This is a genomic window from Pectobacterium brasiliense, from assembly GCF_016950255.1.
GTDB classification, from domain to species: Bacteria; Pseudomonadota; Gammaproteobacteria; order Enterobacterales; family Enterobacteriaceae; genus Pectobacterium; species Pectobacterium brasiliense.
In genome coordinates, this window is the sequence record NZ_JACGFN010000001.1 from 583,413 (window position 1) to 606,891 (window position 23,479).

Genomic DNA, 23,479 nt, shown 5'->3' on the forward strand with positions numbered 1-23,479 from the left:
GGAGCAAAATAATGTCAACGGTTAGGTCTACAACCTCAGAAAAGAAGAAAAACGGTATGGGATTGTCCCGCATTTGGGATAACTACGGCATGCTGGTGGTGTTTGCCGTGCTGTTTCTTGGCTGTGCGATTTTCGTCCCGAATTTCGCGACGTTTATCAATATGAAAGGGCTGGGGCTGGCGATCTCCATGTCCGGTATGGTGGCCTGTGGGATGCTGTTCTGTCTGGCTTCCGGAGACTTTGACCTGTCGGTGGCCTCAATCATTGCCTGTGCCGGTGTGGCGACGGCGGTGGTGATCAATATCAGTGAAAGCCTGTGGATCGGTGTCAGCGCTGGGCTGTTGCTTGGCGTGGCGTTCGGTTTGCTCAACGGTTTCGTGATTGCCCGTTTGAAGATTAACGCACTGATCACCACGCTGGCAACGATGCAGATTGCGCGCGGTCTGGCGTACATCATTTCCGATGGTAAAGCGGTAGGGATTGAAGATGAGCGTTTTTTCGAGCTGGGCTATGCCAACTGGCTGGGCTTGCCTGCGCCAATCTGGATCACCATTGGTTGCATGATTCTGTTTGGTCTGTTGCTGAACAAAACCACCTTTGGCCGCAACACGCTGGCGATTGGGGGCAATGAAGAGGCGGCGCGTCTGGCTGGGGTACCAGTGGTACGCACCAAGATCATCATTTTCGCCTTGTCCGGTCTGGTATCGGCGGCGGCGGGTATCATTCTGGCATCGCGCATGACCAGCGGCCAGCCGATGACCTCTATCGGATATGAGCTGATCGTGATTTCCGCCTGTGTGCTGGGTGGCGTGTCGCTGAAAGGCGGGATCGGTAAAATTTCTTACGTGGTAGCTGGCGTGCTGATTTTGGGTACGGTGGAGAACGCGATGAACCTGCTGAACATCTCTCCGTTTGCCCAGTATGTGGTGCGTGGCCTGATTCTGCTGGCGGCGGTTATCTTTGACCGCTACAAACAGCTGGCGAAGAAAACGGTATAAATGCTCGTGCGGCAGGTAAGAGAATCTGCCGCTTTCTCTCTTATTCGCGTGTACCGGAGGCTCGATGTATCACCGTATGGCGCATGAATCTCAGCCTAATCCGCTGCTGCCGGGATATTCGTTCAACGCTTATCTTGTGGCTGGCCTGACGCCGATTCTGGCAGAAGGGCCGCTCGACTTCTTTATCGATCGTCCCGATGGAATGAAAGGCTACATTATTAACCTCACCATGAAAGGACAGGGTCAGGTCTTTGATGGCGATGAGACCTTTTTCTGTAATCCCGGTGACCTGCTGCTGTTCCCGCCGAAATCGAAGCATTTTTATGGCCGTTCGCCGAGCAGCGACTGTTGGTATCACCGCTGGGTCTATTTTCGCCCGCGCGCCTACTGGGCTGACTGGCTGGAATGGCACACCAAAAGCAGCGGCATTGGTCGCATGAGTCTGCCGAATAACCAACTGCTGCTGGAATTCGACAGGCTGTTTGCCAATATCGAACAGACGCAGCGTTCCGGGCGTCGTTTTTCGGAAGAACTGGGTATGAATCTGCTGGAGCGGCTGCTGCTCCGCGCGATGGAAGAAGATCCACAGAGCCCGCAGAAGATCATGGATCCGCGTGTGATAGAAGCCTGCCAGTTTATTACCAGCAATCTGGCCGGAGAACTGCGGATCGACGAAGTCGCGCGGCACGTTTGTCTGTCGCCGTCGCGGCTGGCGCATCTGTTCCGTGAACAGGTAGGCATTAATATTTTGCGCTGGCGTGAAGATCAGCGTGTGATTCGCGCCAAACTGTTACTACAGACGACGCAAGAATCTATCGCCAACATTGGTCGCGTGGTGGGGTATGACGATCAGCTGTATTTCTCACGCGTGTTTCGTAAGCGAGTCGGCGTCAGCCCCAGCGATTTCCGTCGCCGCAGCAGTGAAATCAACTATCCGGCAGCCAAAACGCTGCCCGTGGCGTGGGGAGAGCGGATGCCCAGCGCCGTGAGCGGCTAACGTTCTAAAATGTGACAGATTCCCCTGGCTGTTATCCCTCTCTGCAATCTGGCGGATGACGGGTATATACTGAGTGAGAAATCACAAAGTCAAAATAAGCTAAGGGGAATCGTCATGAGTGAGACCGTTCGTGTTGGACTGCTGGGCTATGGCTATGCCAGTAAGACATTCCACGCGCCGTTGATTGCAGGTACGACGGGTATGGAGCTGGTGGCCGTGTCCAGCAGCAGTGCTGAAAAAGTGCATGCAGATTGGGCAAATCTGCGAGTAGAGAAAGACCCTCAGACGTTATTTAACGATCCCGATATTGACCTCATTGTTATTCCTACCCCCAATGACACGCACTTCCCGCTGGCAAAACAGGCGCTGGAAGCGGGCAAGCATGTCGTTGTCGATAAACCTTTTACAGTGACGTTGTCACAAGCATACGACTTGGGCGCTATAGCCGACCGTGTCGGAAAAATGCTTTCTGTTTTCCATAACCGTCGTTGGGACAGCGATTTTCTGACGCTGAAACAGCTGCTGGCGGCGGGAACGTTAGGAAATGTGGTGTATATGGAATCGCATTTCGATCGCTTCCGCCCCGAGGTTCGCCAGCGCTGGCGTGAAGACGGCAGCGAAGGCAGCGGGATTTGGTACGATCTTGGGCCGCACTTGCTGGATCAAGCACTGGAGCTGTTTGGCTTGCCGGTGGCGATTCAGGTAGATATGGCACGGTTGAGGCCTGGGAGTAAGGCAATCGATTATTTCCACGCGACGCTGATTTACCCACAACGCCGGGTTGTCCTGCACGCCAGCATGCTGGTGGCGGCGGCTTCTGCTCGCTATATCGTGCATGGCACACGCGGCAGCTTTGTAAAATACGGTCTTGATCCACAGGAAGATCGCCTGAAAGCGGGTGAACGTCCACCGCTGGCCGACTGGGGTCAGGATAAACACGATGGTGTGCTGACACTGTCTCGCGATGGCATTACGGCGGAGCAAACGATCGCCACGATTCCGGGTAACTACCCGGCTTACTACGCTGCAGTGCGCGATGCGCTGACGGGTAAAGGCGAAAACCCCGTCAGCGTGCATCAGGCGATTCAGGTGATGGAACTGATCGAGCTTGGGCTGCTTTCCCACGAGCAGAAAAAAGCCGTCACGGTGAAAAATAGCTAGATTTACCGCGTTTTATTCCAGATAGTTAATGGTTTGTTTAAACAGGCGATCTTAGGATCGCTCTAGACTGCTGAGAAAATCAATCGAACGGTGATAATGGTCGAGGGTAAAAATGCAGTACAGGCGTATTTCACGCTCGATTTACAATGTTCGGCAGGCGCTTCTAATGCCTTTATCGCATTACCACCGTTTTCTGTCTGTAAACAGATTTATCGACTCAGATTTCTAGATTCACATTTAGTCATAGATAACTTTGGGCGATCCTCCGATCGCCCGTCTTGTTAGAGTGTTCATTTGGCGGATAACAGACTAGGGGAAAGGTGTCGGGCATGGGGTGGTTACAACGGTTACGTATTGATAAATTCTTATTGGTTCTGATTTTGGTGGTGGTGACGGCGTCGGTTCTTCCTGCTGAAGGCTCCGTGAAGGTTTTCTTTGAGCGCCTAACCACGGCGGCGATTGCTCTGCTGTTCTTTATGCACGGCGCGAAGCTATCGCGTGAAGCGATTAGTGCGGGTATGGGGCACTGGCGGTTGCATCTGGTGGTGTTTGCCAGCACGTTTATTCTGTTCCCGCTGCTGGGAATCGGTATGAGTCTGTTGTCGCCAGTGGTGCTGACGCCGACCCTGTATCTGGGTTTCCTCTATCTGTGTGCGCTACCAGCGACAGTGCAGTCGGCGATTGCTTATACCTCAATGGCTGGTGGTAATGTCGCAGCGGCGATTTGTAGCGCCTCCGCATCCAGTATTCTGGGCGTGTTTCTTTCGCCGATTCTGGTCGGTTTGCTGATGCATACGCAGGGGGGAGAAACGGATACGCTGCACGCGATTGGGTCTATTATCATGCAGTTAATGGTGCCTTTCGTGATTGGTCATCTGTCTCGCCCGCTGATTGCCAAGTGGGTTGAACGTAACCGTAAGCTGATTAATATTACTGACCGGTCATCAATTCTTTTGGTGGTGTATGTTGCTTTCAGCGAGGCGGTTGTGCAGGGGATTTGGGGACAGATCAACGTCTGGTCATTACTGGCCGTCGTCGGTTGTTCGATCGTGCTGCTAGCGATTGTGCTGGTGGTGAATACGCTGGTAGCTCGGAAGATGGGCTTTAATACCGCCGATGAAATCACCATCGTATTCTGCGGTTCGAAGAAGAGCCTGGCGAATGGGATCCCGATGGCAAACGTGCTATTTCCTGCCGCGGCTGTCGGTGCGATGGTGCTGCCGTTGATGATTTTCCACCAAATCCAACTGATGGTCTGCGCTGCGCTGGCTCAGCGTTATGCCAAGCGGATAAGCAAAGAACAGGATACGCCTCGTCAGTAAGCGATTATCGGTCTCTCGCATTATGCAAAACGCCCTCGGTCTTACACAGGCCGAGGGCGTTGTCATTTGTAACAAACACTTGTAACTACACGGAAACACAAAAAATAATCTATTACAGTGATAGTTTCAAGGTGGTGTTACTTTTTTGTTGCGTTACGTTATAACAATACTCGCTCATCGAGATGTGTTGGATAGAGCAAGACACAGTTAATGATAATTATTATTTTGAGATCGAGGGAAATATGTTTAAAAAAACGGTGTTAACTTTAGCGATGTTAGGGACGCTGGCTTCTGCATCTGTGCAGGCTGCTCAGGGTGCACAATGCGTAAAAACTAGTCAAAAAGAGATTGCGTCGTTATTTGACCGTTGGAATGCATCACTGAAAACGGGTGATGCGAAGAAGGTGAATAGGAACTATGCGTCTGATGCCGTACTGCTGCCAACGCTGTCCGATCAACCGCGTACGACTGACGCCGAGCGTATTGATTACTTCGAACATTTCCTGGCGAAAAAGCCGGTTGGCAAGATTGATACCAGCACGATCCGCATCGGCTGTAATAAGGCTGTTGATACCGGAACCTACACCTTCACATTCGGTGACGGTAGCGTAGCCAAGGCACGCTATACCTACACTTATGCCTGGGACGCGAAACAGAAGCAGTGGTTGATTACCACGCACCATTCCTCGGCAAACCCGGCCAGTTGATCTCTGTAATTTATCGGTAATAAACTTGTGTCAAACGGCTAACGGAAGTTAGCCGTTTTTCGTGTGCGGTTGACCCAAATTATTGAACTGCACCGCGCTTACGCAGAACCTTTTCACGCAACTGCTGCTTTTCCTGCTCGCTGATAAACGCAATGTTCAGGCCGTTTTCCTGCGCTTTGCGGGTTTCTACCGCCGTCAGGCCAGCAAGTGGTGCCGCGACCTCGTATTCGTGACGGATCTCTATGCCCTGAACCGCAGGATCGTCCGTGTTGATGGTGGCGGGGATTTCATAACGCAGGAAGTGGATCAGCGGATGTTTATCCAGTGATTCCACGGTGCTGGTTTGAATGTTAGAGGTCAGACAGGATTCGATGCCGATGCCATGCTCCGCCATGTGTGTCATCAGACGCGGATCGATAATCGCGGTTACGCCATGTCCGATGCGCTCGGCACCCAAATGGTTAATCGCCTGCCAGATACTTTCCGGCCCGGCGGCTTCACCCGCGTGAACCGTGATGTGCCAGCCAGCATCGCGAGCTTGTCGGAAATGAGAAGTAAACTGCGCACCGGGGTAACCCAATTCATCACCGGCCAGATCGAGCGCGGCGATGCGATCGCGCTGGGACAGCAGGGCGTCCAGCTCTTGCTGGCAGGCCTCGGTGCCGAATGTCCGACTCATGATGCCAATCAGACGGATATCGGTATCGAAATCACGGCAGCCTGCGGTAATACCGTCGATCACCGCTTCAACAACGCCAGCAATCGGCAGTTTATGATTCATTGCCATATAGTAGGGGGAGAAACGCAGTTCTGCGTAATCCAGCCCGGCTTTCACGGCATCTTCAACGTTCTCGTAAGCCACGCGGCGGCAGGCATCCAGTGAACCAAGTACGGCCACGCCCCAGTCGAGTTTTTGTAAAAAGCTCAGTAAGTCAGGTTCGTTTTTGGTGACCTGAACGTGAGGACGGAGCGCGTCAAGATCGCTGGCGGGTAACGTGATATTGTACTGGTGACCTAGATCCAGAATAGTCTGGGCGCGGATATTACCATCTAAATGGCGGTGGATATCCGTCAACGGCAGGAGTGAATCAATCATAATGTTATTGTCTGATTACTGTTTTTCATACGACGAAGTATAAAAAGAAATCGTGGTAAATAGCCAACGGTTACCGCTGAAATTCAATCACTCTGAACAATCATTGAGCAAAAACAATCTGTTACTGTTTTTCCTGACCGGTAGCACGGGCGTTCAACTTAGGAATAGCTCGGATATAAATGAGTTCGCTGAGCAATTCTACTAACGTTTGGCTGACGATCACGGCCGGAAGGAGCGGCAGTGCGCCGGGTATTGCCAACGCCAGCGGCAGAATCACCAGAGAATTACGCGTGCTGGCGCTGAAGGCCACGGCGCGCCCGCCAGTTGAATCCAACCGGAACACGCGGCCCGTGAACCAGCCGAGCAGCGGGGCCAGCAGCGCGAAGAGTACATAAAATGGCACCGCGAGTAATACCGACGCCCAGGTGGTGCGCAGTTGGGGAATGACCGCCGCAACGACGATAAACAGCACCAGAGCGGTAACCGGAACGGGAAGATAGCTCAATGCATCCGAAAATATTGCCATCGTGCGCTGTCTCGCCGCTAGCCATTGCAGAAGCGCGGCCAGCGCTAAAGGCACGGCAATCAACCAGATAAACGCGTCGATAAAGGGCGCGAAGACGATAAGTTCAGAGGCGTCCTGACCGAGAAATAACGTCAGGTAGAAGGGCAGCGCCAACATTTGCAGTATCAATAAAATGGGCGTTGCGGCCAACAGACGGGCGGCATCTGCACGCCCCAGATGCGCGAATGTCACCACGTAGTCAATACAGGGGGCGAGTAATACCAATATGATACCCAGCTTCACCAGCGGTTCGGTGGGGAGGAAGGGCAACAGCGCCGCGACGAACAACGGAATCACGATGAAGTTGGCAGCAAGCAACGCGCCGATGAATCTGACCTGAGTGAGGCTTTTTCCTATAGTGGTCAGCGGCACTTGCAGGAACGTGACAAACAGCATCAGCGCCAGCGCCGGACTAATCACGATATCCAGTTGCTCTGTTCCCGGCAGCACCAAAGCTGTTGCCACTGCTGCTATCACGGCAACAAAATAGATCGCAGCCTGATGGGCTTCCATGAAGGATTTCAACGCGGACATGGTGTCATCTCAATATGAAGCAGAAAGTGTAGGGCAGAAAAAACGGCGGCTGCAAATGCGGCCACCGTGTGTCTTAGCGCGTAATACTACCGAATTATTGTGCTGGTGGTACGATTGGCTCTTGCGGTGCGCCTGGCAGAGACTCTTCACCTTCTTCCGTTGGAACGGAGAAATACGGTGCGATGAAATCAGCCAGCGATATTTTGTTGCCGTTGAAATCAATTTGGCCATCAGCATAGTTCAGCGAGCTGGTAATCGCGTTGTCTTTCGTGACGCTCAACTGATTCATCTGGCCGATGTCCGCCATCATCTTCGCTTGTTGCTGCGCCATTTCTGTCGCCTGCTTTTGCTCTTCATCGTTGGCCGGTTTCGGCCCCGCCTGCACCATTAATTCTGCCAGCATATCCAGCGGTACATTGAGCTTGGCATCGAGTTTTTTGACCGACTGACGAATGATTTTTTCTTCATCTGACAGGGTGGTATCGTTCGCTTTATCCGTGCTCTGCAACGGATCGGTTAAATCCAGCGCCAGCGTGAACGTGCCTTCGCCTTTGCTGTTTTTCCAACTGATCGGTGAAATAGCAATGCTTGGGTTGCCTTTCAACAGCTGCGGCAGGTATTGCAGAACAGACATGGCGATTTCGTGCTGATAAGTATCGGGATCCATTGCGGCTGGATCCTGCAGCAGTTTCTGCACTTTTTCCTGATAGGCGGTGAAGAACTGTTTGGTACCTGCACCGTCAAGCTGTGAGATAGACATATTCACGTTGCCCGATCCCAGGTTGCGGTCGCCGATAACTAACGAGCCTAGCGTCACAGCCAGTTTGCCTGCCAGATTCTTGTCATCTTCCGTTGCGCTGCTTTGCAAAGAGAAGCCGTTTAAGGTAACCGGTTCTCCGCCTTCTACGGTAAACGTCATCGCTTTAAAGGACAGGTTGCCATCGCCTAAATCAAGATCGAATTTGCCTTTTTGATTGGTTCCCTTGATCGAGAAATCGGTGAGATCGACGTTCTCTGTTTGGCCCCAGGCATTTTTTCTTTCCATCTTCACGCTGCTGATGGTGGTATCCAGCTTGCTGCTGCGCAGGTCGTGCCCAATATCCACCAAGGCTTCCGCGCCGCTGAAGGAAAATTTCTGTTCTGGCGACTGATGATCGATAGGGGCCAGCGTAACGAGTGACTGCGTATCACCGCTGTAAGCGACGCGAGTTTCGGCCGTAAAGAATGGCTTATCTTTCGTCAGCTCAAACCAGTCTTTGACGGCGGGTGTGTTGGCCAACTCGGTATGGACAGACGCCATTGCAGGGACGAGGTTGAACTTCTTAAGCTGTGCCAGCGGGAATGGCCCGTGAGATACGGTTTCGTTGAAGACGAGCTCTTCACCGGGCGCAAGGATCTTCGCGCCTTCTGCTGTGCCTATCGAACCATCTGCTTGCAGCACATAGGATAGCGTGCTGCTGAATACGCCGCCCTTATAGTCGCGATAGACGACTTTCAGGCCCGCGTTCGGGTAGGCTTGCTTGAGCTTGGTATTCAGCGTATCGGTAAAGCCATCAATTTGCTGAGCCACCTGTTTGCCGGTGTACCAGGATGCACCGGTCCAGACGGCACCCAGAGCAACAATAACGCCTACGGCGACTAACGACTTTTTCATTTTTATTCATCCTTTAGTAAAAAAATGCGCGTTTTCAACGCGAAACGCTGGCAACATCCCCATAGGTAACCGCAGCGTATGGAACAAGTTATCGGTTAAATACGCGAGCGAGACGCCCCTGTCCCTCAACCGTTATCGGTGACTCACTAGCGGAAATAAAGCAAGATTCTCCCGGACGTAGCGAGAGCCGCTGCTCATTTTTTTGCAGGACGGCATGGCCGTCAATACAAAATACAATGGCGGCACTATTCTGGCTGAGCGTCTGCGGGCTCTGGCTCAGTTCGTGCAGCGAAAAAGCGAAATCTTCAACAGGAATCGGGAAACTGAGTTCGTTACCCTGACGATGTGGCGTCGTCAGCAACTGGTTTGCAGGTTTGGCTTCGAACACGACATTATCCAGCAGTTCTGGAATATCAATGTATTTCGGCGTTAGCCCGGCACGCAGCACGTTGTCTGAGTTCGCCATGACTTCTAATGCCACGCCTTTCAGATAAGCATGCGGCGTTTGCGCAAACAGGAACATGGCTTCGCCGGGTTGCAGCGTAATGACGTTCAGCAGCAGCGGGGAGAACAATCCGCTGTCATCGGAATAGTATTGTGTGATTGCGCGGATGGTCGCCCACGGCTCGTCATTTTGACTATTTAGCGCGGCCTTCAAAACGCCGAGCGCACGGGATTTTTGCTCACCTTCCATACTTAACAGGTTGGTGAACAGCATAGCGAGATTCTTCGCATCGGGCTGTTGTAAAAACGCGGTGATGGACGGATGTGCGCTGGCAACTGGCTCCAACAACTGCACAATTTCAGATAATTCTCGGAACCCATTCATAGCCTGAAAGGGCGTTAATGCGTAGACCAATTCCGGTTTGTGATTGGCATCTTTGTAGTTTCTTTCGGCCGCATCGAGCGGGATGCCAGCGGCATTCTCTTTCGCAAAGCCTTGTTCTGCCGACGATTTACTGGGGTGAACCTGAATTGAAAGCGGCTGTTCCGCGCACAATACCTTAAACAAAAAGGGCAATTCGCCAAAACGTTGCGCGATCGTTGCGCCAAGATGAGCGTTCGCGTCTTCGGCAATCACTTCTCGCAGGCTGCGGGTGTTGCCTTTTTCATCAATAATCGCCGAACTGCTTTTAGGATGGGCACCCATCCAAAGTTCCGCCATCGGTAAATCGTTAGGGTTATCAATGCCATATAGCTCAGTTAAGGCGTGTTTACTGCCCCAGGCGTAGTGCTGGACGCAATTGAGCATTTTTTGCATGTCGGCTCCCTGCTATTACATTAATTGTTAATTTCTGTGATGCTAGCTGTTAATTACTTGAGTGATTATGAATACACTGCATCTTCTTCGCTTCATGGTAATGTTTTATGTAGCGCGATGCCAGACAGTGTTAGTCGACCAATAAGCGTGATAAGGCCAGTGAGTGTTATCAGAATAGGCCCAGCGATGTGATTCGATGTCTTCTACTATTTGAATGTGTGTTTTAAGGAGGAAAGATAATGAGCACGACGCGTAGTGAAAAAGACTCAATGGGACCGATTGATGTGCCTGCTGAACGTTTATGGGGCGCACAGACACAGCGATCGCTGGAACACTTCCGTATTTCTGAAGAGAAAATGCCCCAGGCGCTGATTTATGCGCTGGCGCAAACCAAGCGTGCGGCGGCGCGCGTCAACATGGATCTCACGCTGCTGCCTGCCGAACGGGGAAATGCGATTATTCAGGCAGCGGATGAAGTGTTGGCTGGCCAGCATGCTGGGGAATTCCCGTTAGCGATCTGGCAGACGGGGTCTGGCACGCAAAGCAACATGAATATGAACGAGGTGTTGGCTAACCGCGCCAGCGAATTACTGGGGGGAGAGCGGGGCAACAATCGTCTGGTTCACCCCAATGACGATGTCAACAAAAGTCAGAGTTCCAACGACGTCTTCCCGACTGCGATGCATGTCGCCGCTGTCGTCGCGATCAACGAACATCTGATTCCTGAACTGAAAGCGCTACATGCCACGTTGGCGTCAAAGGCTGAGCAGTTTAAGGATATCGTCAAGATCGGCCGTACGCATTTACAGGATGCCACGCCGCTGACGCTGGGGCAGGAAATCTCCGGCTGGGCTGCGATGTTGCAGCATAACCTGAAGCATATCGAAAACAGCGTGCCACACATTTGTGAGCTGGCGCTGGGCGGTACGGCGGTTGGAACAGGGCTAAACACGCATCCCGAATATGCGGTGCGCGTGGCAGCAGAACTGGCGAAACTGACCGGTCAACCGTTTGTGACCTCGCCGAATAAATTCGAAGCGCTGGCGACCTGTGATGCGTTGGTTCACGGACACGGTGCCTTGAAGGGGCTGGCCGCATCGTTAATGAAGATTGCTAACGATGTGCGCTGGCTGGCGTCTGGCCCGCGCTGTGGTATCGGCGAACTGAGTATTCCTGAAAACGAACCGGGCAGTTCCATCATGCCAGGCAAGGTCAACCCGACCCAGTGTGAAGCGCTGACGATGCTGTGCTGCCAGGTGATGGGCAACGATGTCGCCGTGAATATCGGCGGGGCATCCGGTAATTTTGAGCTGAACGTGTATCGTCCTATGGTGATTCATAACTTCCTGCAATCAATTCGTCTGTTGGCTGATGGCATGAAGAGCTTCGATGAGCACTGTGCGGTGGGGATCGAACCGAATCGCGATCGCATCAATCAGTTGCTGAACGAATCGCTGATGCTGGTGACGGCGCTGAACACGCACATTGGCTATGACAAAGCGGCAGAAATTGCCAAAAAAGCACATAAAGAAGGGCTGACGCTGAAGGCAGCCGCGCTCAAACTGAACTACCTAACCGAAGCACAGTTTGATGAGTGGGTTCGACCGGAAGAGATGGTCGGTAGCCTGAAAAAGTAATGGCACGATAGTCAGCGTTTTATCCCGTAGCCTGCCGGTGTTTACCCGCAGGCTTTTTCTTTTTTATTCCGGCGCATCGGTATACAGATGCAAACGCGGGATGAGCAGGCGAAGTTCAGCCGCTTTCGGTTTGTGTTTATGCTTGATGTTGTTGGCGTCATAAGGATTGAGTTCACCGATAATGGGGATCTCGCCGCCGGATTCTTGCTGACAAAGCACAAGCAGGGGAGACGGGCAGGGATGCTGAACCTGTTTCTGCTGTTCGGGATACCACACGCGGGCGATAGGCTGTACTTTGACCGGGCGTTTAATTTTCAAAATGGCGTCTTCCTGCAGCGACAATACCGCGTCAATTTCTTGCTCGATATGTTCAACCCACTGAGCTTTGGTATACGGCGTCGTATGCTTTGCCGCATTCAGGCTCTTGGTGAGTTTCTCCAGCAGCTCGACACGCGTCATATTTTTGATGACGTGCTTATTCGCCCAGCCAAAACGGACTGACGCCGGATTCGTTATGAGCGTCAGCGAACGATAAGCGCTAAGCGTGATCAATCCTTTCAAATGCGAGTGGACGAACTCAAAGCGCTGTTCCGGCTCTAGCCCCGACTCGACGGTAATAATCTGTTCCAGCTCTTTTTTCAGTGCGTTAATTTCCGCAATGAGCAACTGTGCTTGCTGATACTGCGCGGCGTTGACGGAAAAACAGAGTGCGCCCGGCAAGCGTATAGCGCTTTTACTGCTGAGCGTTTCCGGGTAGTGGTGAATGAACAGTCGCTGAAAATGCACTAGCCCTTTATCACGCGCCTCTTGTCCAACGTACTGCGTAACGGCGATATGCTCGATAGGATCGTGCTCCGTTCCTTTTTCCACATGGGGAAGGGAATAGACGCGCCCGGCCAGAAGCCGATACTCGGCAAACTGTTGCTGCATCAGCGCAAGTTTCTTCTCTAGCGTTTGGAAGCAGTGGTTCATGCGATCGATTAGCGTATAGCGGTTCATAGCAAAAGCCATTTTAATTACAACATACTTATCTTTATACTGATAAATGAACGCTTCAGCAATCGTGATCGGTATTATTTCAAGCAGGGTTGACGGGGCATGGAGGGTGAGAGTGGAAACAACGCGGAGTTTACCTGATTCAGGCAAACTCCGGTAAGAAAGGCGTTTAAAGGCGATGTTTGAGTATCAGGCTAACTACCAGCGCGAGAAGTAATAGGGCGCTCAGAAACGTTGTAATCCCCATCCAACCGAATGAATGCCAGAAGAATCCCCCCAGCGTGCCGGCCAGACTGGAACCCAGATAGTAAGAAAAGAGATACATGGATGATGCCTGACCTTTCGCGCGCCGCGCCCGTTGGCCAATCCAACTGCTGGCTACCGAATGGGCGGCGAAGAAACCGGCGGTAAAGAGCATCATCCCGCCAAAGATCGCGAAGAGCGGGCTCAGTGCCGTCACCCCCAGTCCCGCTAACATCAGAAGAATCGCAATGCTCAGCACGGGGCCGCGTCCGTAGCGAGCCGTTAATGCTCCGGCTTTTGGCGAGCTGTAACTTCCGGTGAGATAAACCACGGAGAGTAAACCAACCACCGCCTGACTGAGTAAATACGGCGGAGCCAGCAACCGATACCCAATGTAGTTAAACAGGGTAACGAATGCGCCCATTAGCAAAAATCCCTCAAGGAACAGCAGCGGCAAGCCCGCATCGCGCCAGTGCAGTTTGCTATTCAGCAGCAGCGTTTTTGGACGCAGCGAACCGGGTCGGAAATGGCGTGATTCCGGCAGAATACGCCAGAATGTTATCGCGGCAATGAGCGCCAGTACGCCGATCGTACCGATTGAGACTCGCCACGGGAAATAGTCCGTTAAGACCCCGCTGACCAAACGTCCACTCATGCCGCCAATTGAGTTACCGCTGATATATAACCCCATCGAAAATGCCAGCACACTGGGGTGAATTTCTTCACTCAGGTAGCTCATGGCGACAGCCGCGACGCCGCTTAGCGACAGACCCATCATGGCCCGCATGACCAATACGCCGTTCCAACTGGTCATAAATGCGCAAATCACGGTACAGATCGCGGCCAGCATCAAGGATACGACCATGACATTCTTACGGCCGATGGTGTCAGAGAGTGGTCCGGTAAACAGCAGCCCAAACGCCAGCATCACCGTTGAGACAGAAAGCGACAGACTGCTGGTCGCCGGAGAAATCCCGAAATCCTGAGAGAGCACCGGCAGCAGCGGTTGAACGCAATACAGCAGGGCAAACGTTGCTAACCCGGCAGAAAACAGCGCCAGTGTGACGCGCATAAATTGCGGCGTACCACGCGTGATATAAGGCGTTTTACCAGAATGTTTCGGGGCAATATCATCCGCATCGTCGGCCGTAGAAAGAGGCCAGTCGTTCGATGCAGAAGATGGCAGGTTACTCACAATAATTCCTTACCGGAAAGGGTAAATCGGGCGTAAAACAACAATGTGAGGATCATAGAAGAGTGATATTATTTTGTATAATATATTAATAATCATGATTGATATGTTTAAAGTATGAATATCGAACTACGTCACCTTCGTTACTTTATTGCGGTCGCGGAAGAGCTGCATTTTGGCCGAGCCGCAGAACGATTACGCATTTCTCAGCCGCCACTGAGCCAACAGATTCAGATTCTGGAGGAACAGGTGGGGGCGAAATTGTTGGCGCGCAACAACCGAAATGTCCAGCTCACGCCAGCAGGCGAGATGTTCCTGAAAGAGGCCTGGTCGATTATCAGTCAGGTTGATCAGGCGGCGGAACGGGCGTCCCGCATTCAACGCGGCGAAATTGGGGAATTAACCATCGGTTTTACCTCGTCCGCACCGTTTATCAAAAAGATCTCCAGCAGCCTGCTGCGTTTTCGCCAAACATACCCGGAAGTGCATATTCAGATGATGGAGCTTAACACCAAGCAGCAAATTGAACCGCTGCTGAACGGTAAGCTCGATATCGGCATTATGCGCAATAACCCGTTGCCTGACGCGCTTGATCATCAGTTGTTGCTGCGTGAACCGCTGATCGCTGTCGTACAGGAATCCCATCCGTTAGCACAGCAGGACGCAGGACGAGCAATCAACATCACACAGTTGGCAAATGAGCCATTCGTTTTCTTCTCGCGCGCGGTTGGAACGGCGCTGTATGACGATACGCTCACGCTGCTGAAACGCTATGGCATCAGCCCCTACATTACGCAGGAAGTGGGCGAGGCGATGACCATCGTCGGGCTGGTATCCGCGGGATTGGGCGTGTCCATCTTGCCTGCGTCGTTTTTGCGTATTCGGGTCGATGGCGTGAAATATTTGCTGCTTGAAGAAGAGGACGCCACAACGGAAGTTTGGCTGGTGACGGCACGACATCAGCCGCAAAGTGCTGCCGCGAAAGTGCTGATGTCGCTGATGCTGGGCGGATAAGCGTTAAAATATGCGGACTAAATCACATAACGAATCAAATATTTGACGAGTTTAGTGAAAAGCCCCACCATACCCGCAGTTTTTTTATTTTGCAGCGTGAAAAATAGTCATGCCGCAATAATAAAGATAAATTTTTCAACAGCAGTGCCAGCAATAATGCGAATGAGTAGGAGCCAGGTTTGTGATAGCCGACGGTCAACCAGGACACATCGATCAAATCAAACAAATGAATGCCGGTGCAGTGTATCGGTTGATCGATAAGTACGGCCCGATATCACGTATCGAACTGTCCAAACGCGCTCAGCTCGCGCCCGCCAGTATTACTAAAATTGTCCGCGAACTGCTGGAAGCCCATCTGGTGCAGGAAACTGAATACCAGGATGTGGGCAGCAGAGGGCGTCCCGCAATCGGCCTGATTCTGGATACCGAAGCCTGGCACTATCTTTCAGCACGCATCAGCCACAATACTTTGTTATTGGCGCTGCGCGATCTCAGCAGCAAGCTGGTTGTGGAAGAGGAAATCCCGCTTCCCGCTACGTCGTCACAGCCGCTGCTTGAGCGTATTCTGAATGAAATCGACCAGTTTTTTATTCGCCACCAAAAGCGACTGGAGCGACTAACCGCAATCGCCATTACCGCGCCGGGCATGATTGATGCCAGCAAGGGCATCATTCACCGGATGCCGTTTTATGACGTTGAGGAAATGGCGATTGGCCCAGCGCTAGAACAGCGCACGGGGTTGCCCGTGTATTTGCAGCACGATATCTGCGCCTGGACGATGGCCGAAGCGCTATACGGCGCATCGCGCGATTGTCAAAATGTAATTCAGGTGGTGATCGACCATAACGTCGGCGCGGGCGTGATTACTGGTGGCCGTATTCTGCACGCCGGGAGTAGAAATCTGGTCGAGATCGGGCACACGCAGGTCGATCCTTATGGCAAGCGTTGCTATTGCGGCAATCACGGCTGTCTGGAAACCGTCGCCAGCACGGAAAATATGCTGGAGCTGGCGCAACAGCGCATGAATACCTCGATGAGTTCGCTCCTGCACGGTTCACCGCTTAGCGTTGAGAACCTGTGTGACGCCGCGCTCAAGGGCGATCAGTTAGCCAAAGATATCATTAACGATGTCGGCCATAACGTAGGCCGTATAGTCGCCATCATGGTGAATCTCTTTAATCCCGATAAAATTCTGGTGGGCTCCCCTCTGAATAAAGCGGCCAGCATTTTACACCCCGCCATTTTAGGTTGTATTCAACAGCAATCATTCCCCCCCTATAGCCACAACATTCAGGTGGAAGCGACCCAATTCTACAATCAGGGCACGATGCCCGGAGCGGCACTGGTAAAAGACGCGCTCTATAACGGATCGCTGCTGGTTAAACTGCTACAGGGATAACCATAAAGGCGTAGAGCAACAAAACATTGCGCTAACGCAAACTGCCTGAATGAGGCATAGCCTAGACTTTCACGCTTGGAAAGCATTTTAGCTGTGCTTGTTTTTTGGTATTCAGGTGGTCTGGAGTTATCCCATGTTGAAACGTATTTTTGTCACTGGTACTGATACCGCCGTTGGCAAAACGGTGGTATCCAAGGCGCTACTGCAAAAACTGGCGCTGGCGGGCAAATCGGTTGCGGGCTACAAACCGATAGCAAAAGGGTGCGAAGAAACGGAAGCGGGCCTGCGTAATAAAGACGCACTGTTGCTACAGGCGGCCTCGACGCTCGAATTGCCCTATAACATGGTTAACCCTATCGCACTGCGGGAAGATGAAATCAGCGCCAGTGAAGGAACCATTGATTACTGCACGATGACGCAAGGCCTGCGCCACATGGGCGAGACGACGGATATCGTGGTGGTTGAAGGGACAGGCGGATGGCGAACCGTCATGAACGATCTGCGTCCGTATTCCGAATGGGTGGTGCAGGAACAACTGCCCGTCGTGCTGGTTGTTGGCATCAAACTGGGCTGCATCAGCCATGCGCTGCTGACCGCGCAGGCGATCATCAACGATGGCTTGCCGCTGGTCGGCTGGGTCGCTAACCGTATTAACCCCGGACTGGCGAATTACGCAGAAATCATTCACGTTCTGCGGAAAAAAATTCCGGCACCACAGCTGGGTGAACTGCCTTACTTGCCGCGCGCCGAACAGCGTGATCTCTCGTCTTATATCGATCTTTCTGCTGTCAGTTACTAATTTCTTTCGTCTTCTATTCCCGCTTCTCTGCGGGAATAAATTTTCTCCGCCACGCCACCTGTTATACTCACAGGCAGTTTTTCTTCTTATCCTGAAAATATAATGAAAACAGAGAATAACCAGCAGCAAACACCTGTCCCACATCGCCATTGGATTTTAATTGCCTGCATGTTGGCGATGTTCACGGCCGCGATTGAAGTGACGATTGTCGCCACCGCGCTGCCCACCATCATCGCGGATTTAGGCGGATTTTCCCTATTAGGCTGGGTCTTTGCGGGTTATTTGCTGACGCAGTCGATCAGTATTCCAATTTATGGCCGATTAGCCGATCTGTATGGCCGCAAAAGGATATTCTTCTTCGGTATGATCGTGTTCCTGTTAGGGTCGATTTTGTGCGGATTCTCGACGCAGATGGGCTGGTTGATCGTCTTCCGCACCTTGCAAGGGCTGGGTGCGGGCGCGATTACGCCGATTGCCTTCACCATTGTTGCTGATGTGTATAGCTCGACCGAGCGCCCGAAAATACAGGGTTATTTGTCCAGCGTGTGGGGCTTTTCCGCGATTATCGGCCCGCTACTGGGGGCGTTTATCGTGCAACACTTCAACTGGGCGCTGGTTTTCTGGGTCAACGTGCCGATTGGGCTGTTCTCCATCTTCCTGCTGGCGCGTTATCTGCCGACGGTGAATGCCGTGCGCCAGCATCAGTTGGACTGGATGGGGGCGTTCTATCTGATTATATCCGTCGCCAGTTTGCTGATGGCGCTGCTACAGGCTGAGGTGTTTGGCTACTGGGTGATCCCATTGCTTGCGATCTCTGCTGTGGGCGGCATTCTGTTAGTTCGACAGGAAAAGCGCACGCCGGAGCCGCTATTTCCGCTGGCACTGTGGCGCAATCGGGTCATTATTGCCGGTAACCTCGGTGGATTGGTCGTCGGGGCCGCCATGATGGGGGTGAGCGCTTTTTTGCCAACGTTTATCCAGGGCGTTATGGGGAAAACGCCGCTGGAAGCTGGCAGTATACTGGCGATGATGTCGATTGGCTGGCCGCTGGCCAGCACGCTGAGCGGGCGCTTAATGCTGTGGACCTCTTACCGATTTACGGCAATGCTCGGTGGTATTGTGCTGATTATCGGCAGTCTGACGCTGCTAACCGTTCAACCGGACAGCAACCTGATGTGGGCGCGGCTCGCGGCATTTTTGATCGGTTCAGGAATGGGGCTAAGTAGCACAACGTTTCTGGTATCGATACAAAACTCGGTGGACTACTCCATCCGCGGCATTGCAACGGCCTCTGCCATGTTTACCCGCATGCTGGGTTCCGCACTGGGAACGGCAATTCTTGGCGCGACGCTGAACATCGGTCTGCATTGGCGATTGCCGGAAGTGAGCGATCCACTCCAGACGTTGATGGATCCCGCCAAGCGTATCCTGCTGAGCGTAAACCAGCTCGATATGCTGGCATCGCAAGTCGCCTCGTCTATCCACGGCGTATTTATCGTTTCTGCGCTGATCGCGGCTATCACGCTGCTTTCCGCCAGAATGATCCCGGCAAGCCAGCGGCCGGGACAGGCTGAAACCAGACAAAAATAAGGCAAAAGAAAAGGCGCGAAAGCGCCTTTTGAACATCCATAGGAAGCGTTACGGTGTGGTCGTCGGTTGACCTTCTGCTGGCGCTGGCGCACTTTCCGTATTGGCGTCGCCCTCAGCATGGCGGGTGTAAACAATCTTGTGAGTATCACTCTCGCAGTGACCAACCACCTGACCACCGGCCTGATTCACCTGATCGTTAGGAACAACATCCAGCGTAAAACCGGACTCTGGTACACCATTGGCGATGATTTTCTGGGCAATATCTGCTTTCACGCTCTCGCAAGATGCCTGTGCAGCCAACGGAGCAATCAGGAATAATGCGGCACCAAAAATGACGGTTTTTTTCATCTTTTGATCCTTTTCTCTGAAAAAAGTCTCTTTGAGTATATCAAACGATGACGATAACGCGAAAAAGCCGCGAAATCAGGCCATCAACGATGGCCCGGAGAAGGTTAAACGCAGGGCCCGGTAGCGCAGCCATACATCATAAATAGTGGGAAAAGGACAACGGCTGGAATCATGAGGGGAGCAAGCAGCACCTCTTTGCCGGAATTATCACTGCTGTTGATCACCACCGGAATGGGCTGCGGCAGGCGTCCCTGTGTTGTCGGGCTGACCAATGAGCCTTCTTTCTTGCTAAATGTGCCGTTCGCGCTAAATGTGACTTCACCTTTCCCATTTGTCGTGGGAATGTTCGCCGCGTAGAGCTCACGTAAGTCGACTTCCTGCGCATTGGTCAATCGGCGAGTATCAATCACGTTTTTATACCTCGCATAAACCAGGCCATTACGGAGAGAGAAATCGACCCTCACGCCAGTGATGATGTCTTTATAATCACGAAAAAATGCGTAATAGTCCTGATACTCTTTTTGAGCGCGGGCGTCGGAGAATTTATAAACGTAAGTATCGGACTCAGCGATAAGCGTCCCATTGTCATTGGTGATAGCCGTGATGTTATCCGTCTTCGGATAGGTGCTTGCACACGAACTGACCAAGAGGCACATGATAAACACGCCCCACAGTTTGATGTGAAAAGGGCGTGAAAGTAACGGCACGAGATCCATATTCATCCTGATGCACTCCATTTGGATAAAAATGCGTGTTGGTTCGATATAGCGATAATCGTTGAGTTTAACGGTGATGTCAGCCTAGGGTGCAGGCAAATGTGCTGTACTATTTTTTGCTGCACCATTTTTCTGCACTACAAAGAGAAAAGGGGAAACCCACGCCAGAAGGCGTGGGTGAAAAATCAGGGGGTAACGGGGCGGCCACTGCGGCGGTCGAGGCAGCGTTCTGTCGTGTTTTCCCAGTAAGCATTGACGTTATAGCTGGCGTTGCATTTTTCACGCCCATCAATCGCTTTTTCCGTTTTATCGAATTCTTTCTCAACGCGGTTGTTCACTTTATTACGCAGTGAGCGGGTTGAGTCCCATTGCTCTTTGCTTTGACGCGCGGCTTCTTTCGATAACGCGCTGTCGCCGGAATCAACAATGATGTGGCGCGTATCTGCCAGTGCAGCAGGCTGCCATGCAGCGGAAACGATAACCAAAGAAAGCGGGATGAAGGCCCGAATCAAAGAAGAAAAAGAGTAGTGGTTCATGTTTCACCTTGACAGAACGAATGATAAAAACAAACGCCGGTGCCGCAGAACGATAAAGCGCACGGCAAGCGATAGACAACAAAAGATGACCGCCGTTCCCTGTAACCTCCGCGCGTTGTGCAAAAAGGAAGGTTACCTATAACAAGAAGTATACATCCTTCGCTTCAACGGCACTATAACCACTCAGTATCTGGAAACACGCAGTATCTGGCAAACTCCGGTGTGTGACGCTATAGAAAAAGGCATGAAACAGCGTTCATGCCCTTAATTCTGGTGTTTCAGTAATAATTAGCCTTCGCGGTGTACGCTTAACCCAGCAAAAGACTGGCTGACCGGCATCATTTCCAGCGTATTGATATTGACGTGTGCTGGCAGGGTGGCTACCCAGAAAACGGCTTCAGACACATCTTCAGCCGTCAGCGGCGTCGTGTTGTCATAGGTTTTACTGACTTTGTCGTCGTTACCTTTGAAGCGCACGGTCGAGAACTCCGTTCCACCGACCAAGCCCGGTTCGATATTCGTTACGCGGATTCGGGTACCAGACAGATCGGCACGTAATCCCAGGCTAAACTGCTGCACGAACGCTTTGCTGGCACCGTACACGTTACCGCCTGCATATGGCCAGTTTCCTGCGGTAGAACCGATATTGATGACGTGACCGATATTACGTTCCACCATGGCGGGCAGCAGCGCGCGCGTCATGAACACCAGCCCTTTGTTGTTGGTATCGATCATGTTTTCCCAATCGTCTACCGAGGCTTTATGCGCAGGCTCCAGACCCAGCGCCAGTCCGGCGTTGTTCACCAGCACATCAATTGTCCGCCATTCGGCTGGCAGGGCAGCAACAGCTTGTTCAATCGCCTGACGGTCACGCACATCCAGTTTTAACGGATACAGCGCATCGCCCAGTTCGGCCTTTAGCGCATCCAGACGTTCCTGACGGCGGCCGGTCGCGATCACTTTATGGCCTGCACTAATGAATTTACGCGTAATTGACTCACCAAACCCAGCCGTTGCACCGGTAACAAAAATAATCATGCTCTTATTTCTCCCTGACCGTTTTCATATTTTGCTTGTGCCTGATATCAATATAAATAATGAAAGGCATGCGATCATTTAGCCGCGCAATTCCCCGTGGGTCAAGCGTTACTCCGGTTTCAACGATACGGTTCAAACATCATCGCCCCTCAGAACGAGAGGCGAATGTCGGCCACAGCGGTGCGGTAAGGTGGATATGACGAAGGATTAAATCCAGTACTTGTTACGGAATTCGCGCATGGTATCCGCGACCCACTGCATTTCCTGCGGTGTTCCTAACGAGATACGACACCAGTTATCCGCCGGAGGAAACGCGCGGCCAATCAGTACGCCCGCATCTGCCATATGCTTTTGGTAATCCTTCAGCGGCACGACCAACTGGTGGAAAACAAAATTTCCCTCTGACGGTAAGTAAGGCAGTTTCAGGTCATCCAGCGCTTTCAGCAGGATTTGACGTGACACATCATTACTCTTTTTGCTGTAGGTAATGAATGCCGCATCGTCCATGGAGGCCAATGCGGCATCTACGCCGCTAAAGTTGATTTTTTCGCCCGCAACATACCGTCCCATCAGTGCAATAACTTTGGGATGGGCGACGGCATACCCAACGCGCATACCGGCCATAGCATGTATTTTGGAGAACGTTTTGAGCAAAATAATGTTCTCTGCACCCTGCGTGATCATCGGTGAAATTGAGCGAAAGCGCGGGTCATTGACGAACTCGGCATAAGCCTCATCGACGATAAACATCGTATTGGCTGGCTTGCTGGCAATCCACGGTTCGATGAAATCCGCCGGCGTGATTGTTCCCGTTGGGTTATTCGGATTGACCAGATAAACGATGGAAGGACCGCTGTAACCTGCCACGGCGGCTTTTAGTCCTTCAATATCGAAGGCCCAGCCATCGAGCATCTTGACTTTCGTCACCTTGATTCTGGCAATTTTGGCGAAGTGCTCGCCGTCACCGTAGGTTAATTCAGGAATCACCAACTGTGCATCCAGCGATGCGTAGGCTTCGATTGCTGCTCGAATACCTTCGGACGATCCGGCCGTCAACAAGATGGAAGGGGACTCGACCTGATGATGCGCCGCCAGCTTATTGCCAAGCAGTAAAATTTCATTCTTTGCATAGCGGTTGGCTTTCACAACAGCTTCGCGCGCGGCGGCTTGTGCTTTGGGCGACATACCGAGAGGATTTTCATTGAAGTTAATACGGATTGGGTTAGTGGCCGACGGTGCGGTAAATGCAGCGTTCTCCGGTTGAGTCTCGGCAAAAACCCGCGAACTTAACCCTGTTGCTACCGCCGCCGTTCCCAGCAGGGCGCCAGAAAGTTTTAATAATGCTCTGCGTTTTGGGTTTAACACGTCGCTTTCATTGATTAAAAAATTCATCAAAACACTCTCCTTAGTTACATAATGACAGGAGAGCTAAAGCACAAAACGCGCCAACTTCATTAATCGATTGAACGCTAATACCTTGTCAAATAGGTGAAATAATATTTTCTTACGACAGACATGCCCGCCAGGCGGGAAATTCTGCACTTTCTGACGTGCCGATTAAAGGTAAGAAAAATTGGTTGATTTATTGAGTGATTAAATCGAATGATATGAATTACTTATGCAAGCGATCCATCATGACGCAAGTAATGATGCATCATGATGCGTTTGCCCTATGA

General features: G+C 52.0%; 21 protein-coding genes. 10 read left to right on the forward strand and 11 right to left on the reverse strand.

Annotated features, from left to right (window positions below):
* Positions 1 to 11: 11 nt before the first annotated feature.
* From araH to H4F65_RS02695, 5 genes are all read left to right on the forward strand, one after another.
* The gene (gene araH / locus H4F65_RS02675) at positions 12 to 998 is read left to right on the forward strand and encodes an L-arabinose ABC transporter permease AraH (RefSeq protein ID WP_039319560.1); all 987 of its coding nucleotides are present in this window, start codon (positions 12 to 14) and stop codon (positions 996 to 998) included.
* A gap of 64 nt (positions 999 to 1,062) precedes the next feature.
* On the forward strand, positions 1,063 to 1,995 hold the full coding sequence (araC, locus tag H4F65_RS02680; protein ID WP_010275170.1) for an arabinose operon transcriptional regulator AraC: 933 nt from the start codon (positions 1,063 to 1,065) through the stop codon (positions 1,993 to 1,995).
* 114 nt (positions 1,996 to 2,109) lie between these two features.
* A complete protein-coding gene (locus H4F65_RS02685; RefSeq protein ID WP_010275168.1) occupies positions 2,110 to 3,156 on the forward strand; it encodes an oxidoreductase in 1,047 nt (348 codons plus the stop codon).
* 329 nt (positions 3,157 to 3,485) lie between these two features.
* Positions 3,486 to 4,478 carry a bile acid:sodium symporter family protein gene (locus H4F65_RS02690; RefSeq protein WP_010275165.1) on the forward strand — a complete coding sequence of 331 codons (993 nt, stop codon included), beginning with the start codon at positions 3,486 to 3,488 and terminating at the stop codon, positions 4,476 to 4,478.
* 242 nt (positions 4,479 to 4,720) lie between these two features.
* A complete protein-coding gene (locus tag H4F65_RS02695) occupies positions 4,721 to 5,185 on the forward strand; it encodes an SgcJ/EcaC family oxidoreductase (protein ID WP_010275161.1) in 465 nt (154 codons plus the stop codon).
* A gap of 79 nt (positions 5,186 to 5,264) precedes the next feature.
* Here the strand turns inward: H4F65_RS02695 and add are convergent, their stop codons facing one another.
* The 4 genes from add to manA form a co-directional block, all read right to left on the reverse strand.
* The gene (gene add, locus H4F65_RS02700) at positions 5,265 to 6,281 is read right to left on the reverse strand and encodes an adenosine deaminase (RefSeq protein ID WP_010275157.1); all 1,017 of its coding nucleotides are present in this window, start codon (positions 6,279 to 6,281) and stop codon (positions 5,265 to 5,267) included.
* A gap of 121 nt (positions 6,282 to 6,402) precedes the next feature.
* Complete coding sequence (locus H4F65_RS02705; RefSeq protein ID WP_010275153.1) at positions 6,403 to 7,380, reverse strand: arsenic resistance protein; 978 nt, start codon at positions 7,378 to 7,380, stop codon at positions 6,403 to 6,405.
* A 94-nt stretch (positions 7,381 to 7,474) separates the two neighbouring features.
* Positions 7,475 to 9,034: a YdgA family protein gene (locus H4F65_RS02710; RefSeq protein WP_010275151.1), complete on the reverse strand. Its 1,560-nt coding sequence runs from the start codon at positions 9,032 to 9,034 to the stop codon at positions 7,475 to 7,477.
* A gap of 88 nt (positions 9,035 to 9,122) precedes the next feature.
* A complete protein-coding gene (gene manA / locus H4F65_RS02715; RefSeq protein WP_010275148.1) occupies positions 9,123 to 10,295 on the reverse strand; it encodes a mannose-6-phosphate isomerase in 1,173 nt (390 codons plus the stop codon).
* A 239-nt stretch (positions 10,296 to 10,534) separates the two neighbouring features.
* Here manA and fumC point away from each other — a divergent pair, with 239 nt between their 5' ends.
* Positions 10,535 to 11,932: a class II fumarate hydratase gene (gene fumC, locus H4F65_RS02720; protein ID WP_010275145.1), complete on the forward strand. Its 1,398-nt coding sequence runs from the start codon at positions 10,535 to 10,537 to the stop codon at positions 11,930 to 11,932.
* 63 nt (positions 11,933 to 11,995) lie between these two features.
* Here the strand turns inward: fumC and tus are convergent, their stop codons facing one another.
* Positions 11,996 to 12,931, reverse strand: a complete 936-nt coding sequence (gene tus / locus H4F65_RS02725; RefSeq protein ID WP_039319556.1) for a DNA replication terminus site-binding protein — start codon at positions 12,929 to 12,931, stop codon at positions 11,996 to 11,998.
* 166 nt (positions 12,932 to 13,097) lie between these two features.
* A complete protein-coding gene (locus tag H4F65_RS02730; protein ID WP_010275138.1) occupies positions 13,098 to 14,366 on the reverse strand; it encodes an MFS transporter in 1,269 nt (422 codons plus the stop codon).
* Between the two features lie 114 nt (positions 14,367 to 14,480).
* Here H4F65_RS02730 and H4F65_RS02735 point away from each other — a divergent pair, with 114 nt between their 5' ends.
* The 4 genes from H4F65_RS02735 (at position 14,481) to H4F65_RS02750 (ending at position 19,165) form a co-directional block, all read left to right on the forward strand.
* Positions 14,481 to 15,377: a LysR family transcriptional regulator gene (locus H4F65_RS02735; protein WP_010275135.1), complete on the forward strand. Its 897-nt coding sequence runs from the start codon at positions 14,481 to 14,483 to the stop codon at positions 15,375 to 15,377.
* Between the two features lie 181 nt (positions 15,378 to 15,558).
* Entirely contained in the window at positions 15,559 to 16,776 is a 1,218-nt protein-coding gene (gene mlc / locus H4F65_RS02740) for a sugar metabolism global transcriptional regulator Mlc (RefSeq protein ID WP_010275132.1), read from the forward strand.
* Positions 16,777 to 16,909: 133 nt separating this feature from the next.
* A complete protein-coding gene (gene bioD / locus H4F65_RS02745) occupies positions 16,910 to 17,575 on the forward strand; it encodes a dethiobiotin synthase (protein ID WP_010275130.1) in 666 nt (221 codons plus the stop codon).
* 102 nt (positions 17,576 to 17,677) lie between these two features.
* Positions 17,678 to 19,165, forward strand: coding sequence for an MDR family MFS transporter (locus H4F65_RS02750; protein ID WP_010275129.1), 1,488 nt, complete (start codon positions 17,678 to 17,680; stop codon positions 19,163 to 19,165).
* A 48-nt stretch (positions 19,166 to 19,213) separates the two neighbouring features.
* Here the strand turns inward: H4F65_RS02750 and H4F65_RS02755 are convergent, their stop codons facing one another.
* From H4F65_RS02755 to H4F65_RS02775, 5 genes are all read right to left on the reverse strand, one after another.
* Complete coding sequence (locus H4F65_RS02755; protein ID WP_010275127.1) at positions 19,214 to 19,513, reverse strand: DUF1161 domain-containing protein; 300 nt, start codon at positions 19,511 to 19,513, stop codon at positions 19,214 to 19,216.
* A gap of 104 nt (positions 19,514 to 19,617) precedes the next feature.
* Complete coding sequence (locus H4F65_RS02760; RefSeq protein ID WP_010275125.1) at positions 19,618 to 20,235, reverse strand: hypothetical protein; 618 nt, start codon at positions 20,233 to 20,235, stop codon at positions 19,618 to 19,620.
* 179 nt (positions 20,236 to 20,414) lie between these two features.
* Positions 20,415 to 20,765, reverse strand: a complete 351-nt coding sequence (locus H4F65_RS02765) for a DUF1283 family protein (RefSeq protein WP_010275123.1) — start codon at positions 20,763 to 20,765, stop codon at positions 20,415 to 20,417.
* A 288-nt stretch (positions 20,766 to 21,053) separates the two neighbouring features.
* Positions 21,054 to 21,803, reverse strand: coding sequence for a bifunctional NADP-dependent 3-hydroxy acid dehydrogenase/3-hydroxypropionate dehydrogenase YdfG (ydfG, locus tag H4F65_RS02770; protein WP_010275120.1), 750 nt, complete (start codon positions 21,801 to 21,803; stop codon positions 21,054 to 21,056).
* Between the two features lie 207 nt (positions 21,804 to 22,010).
* Positions 22,011 to 23,195 carry a pyridoxal phosphate-dependent aminotransferase gene (locus H4F65_RS02775; protein ID WP_010275117.1) on the reverse strand — a complete coding sequence of 395 codons (1,185 nt, stop codon included), beginning with the start codon at positions 23,193 to 23,195 and terminating at the stop codon, positions 22,011 to 22,013.
* Positions 23,196 to 23,479 lie beyond the last annotated feature (284 nt).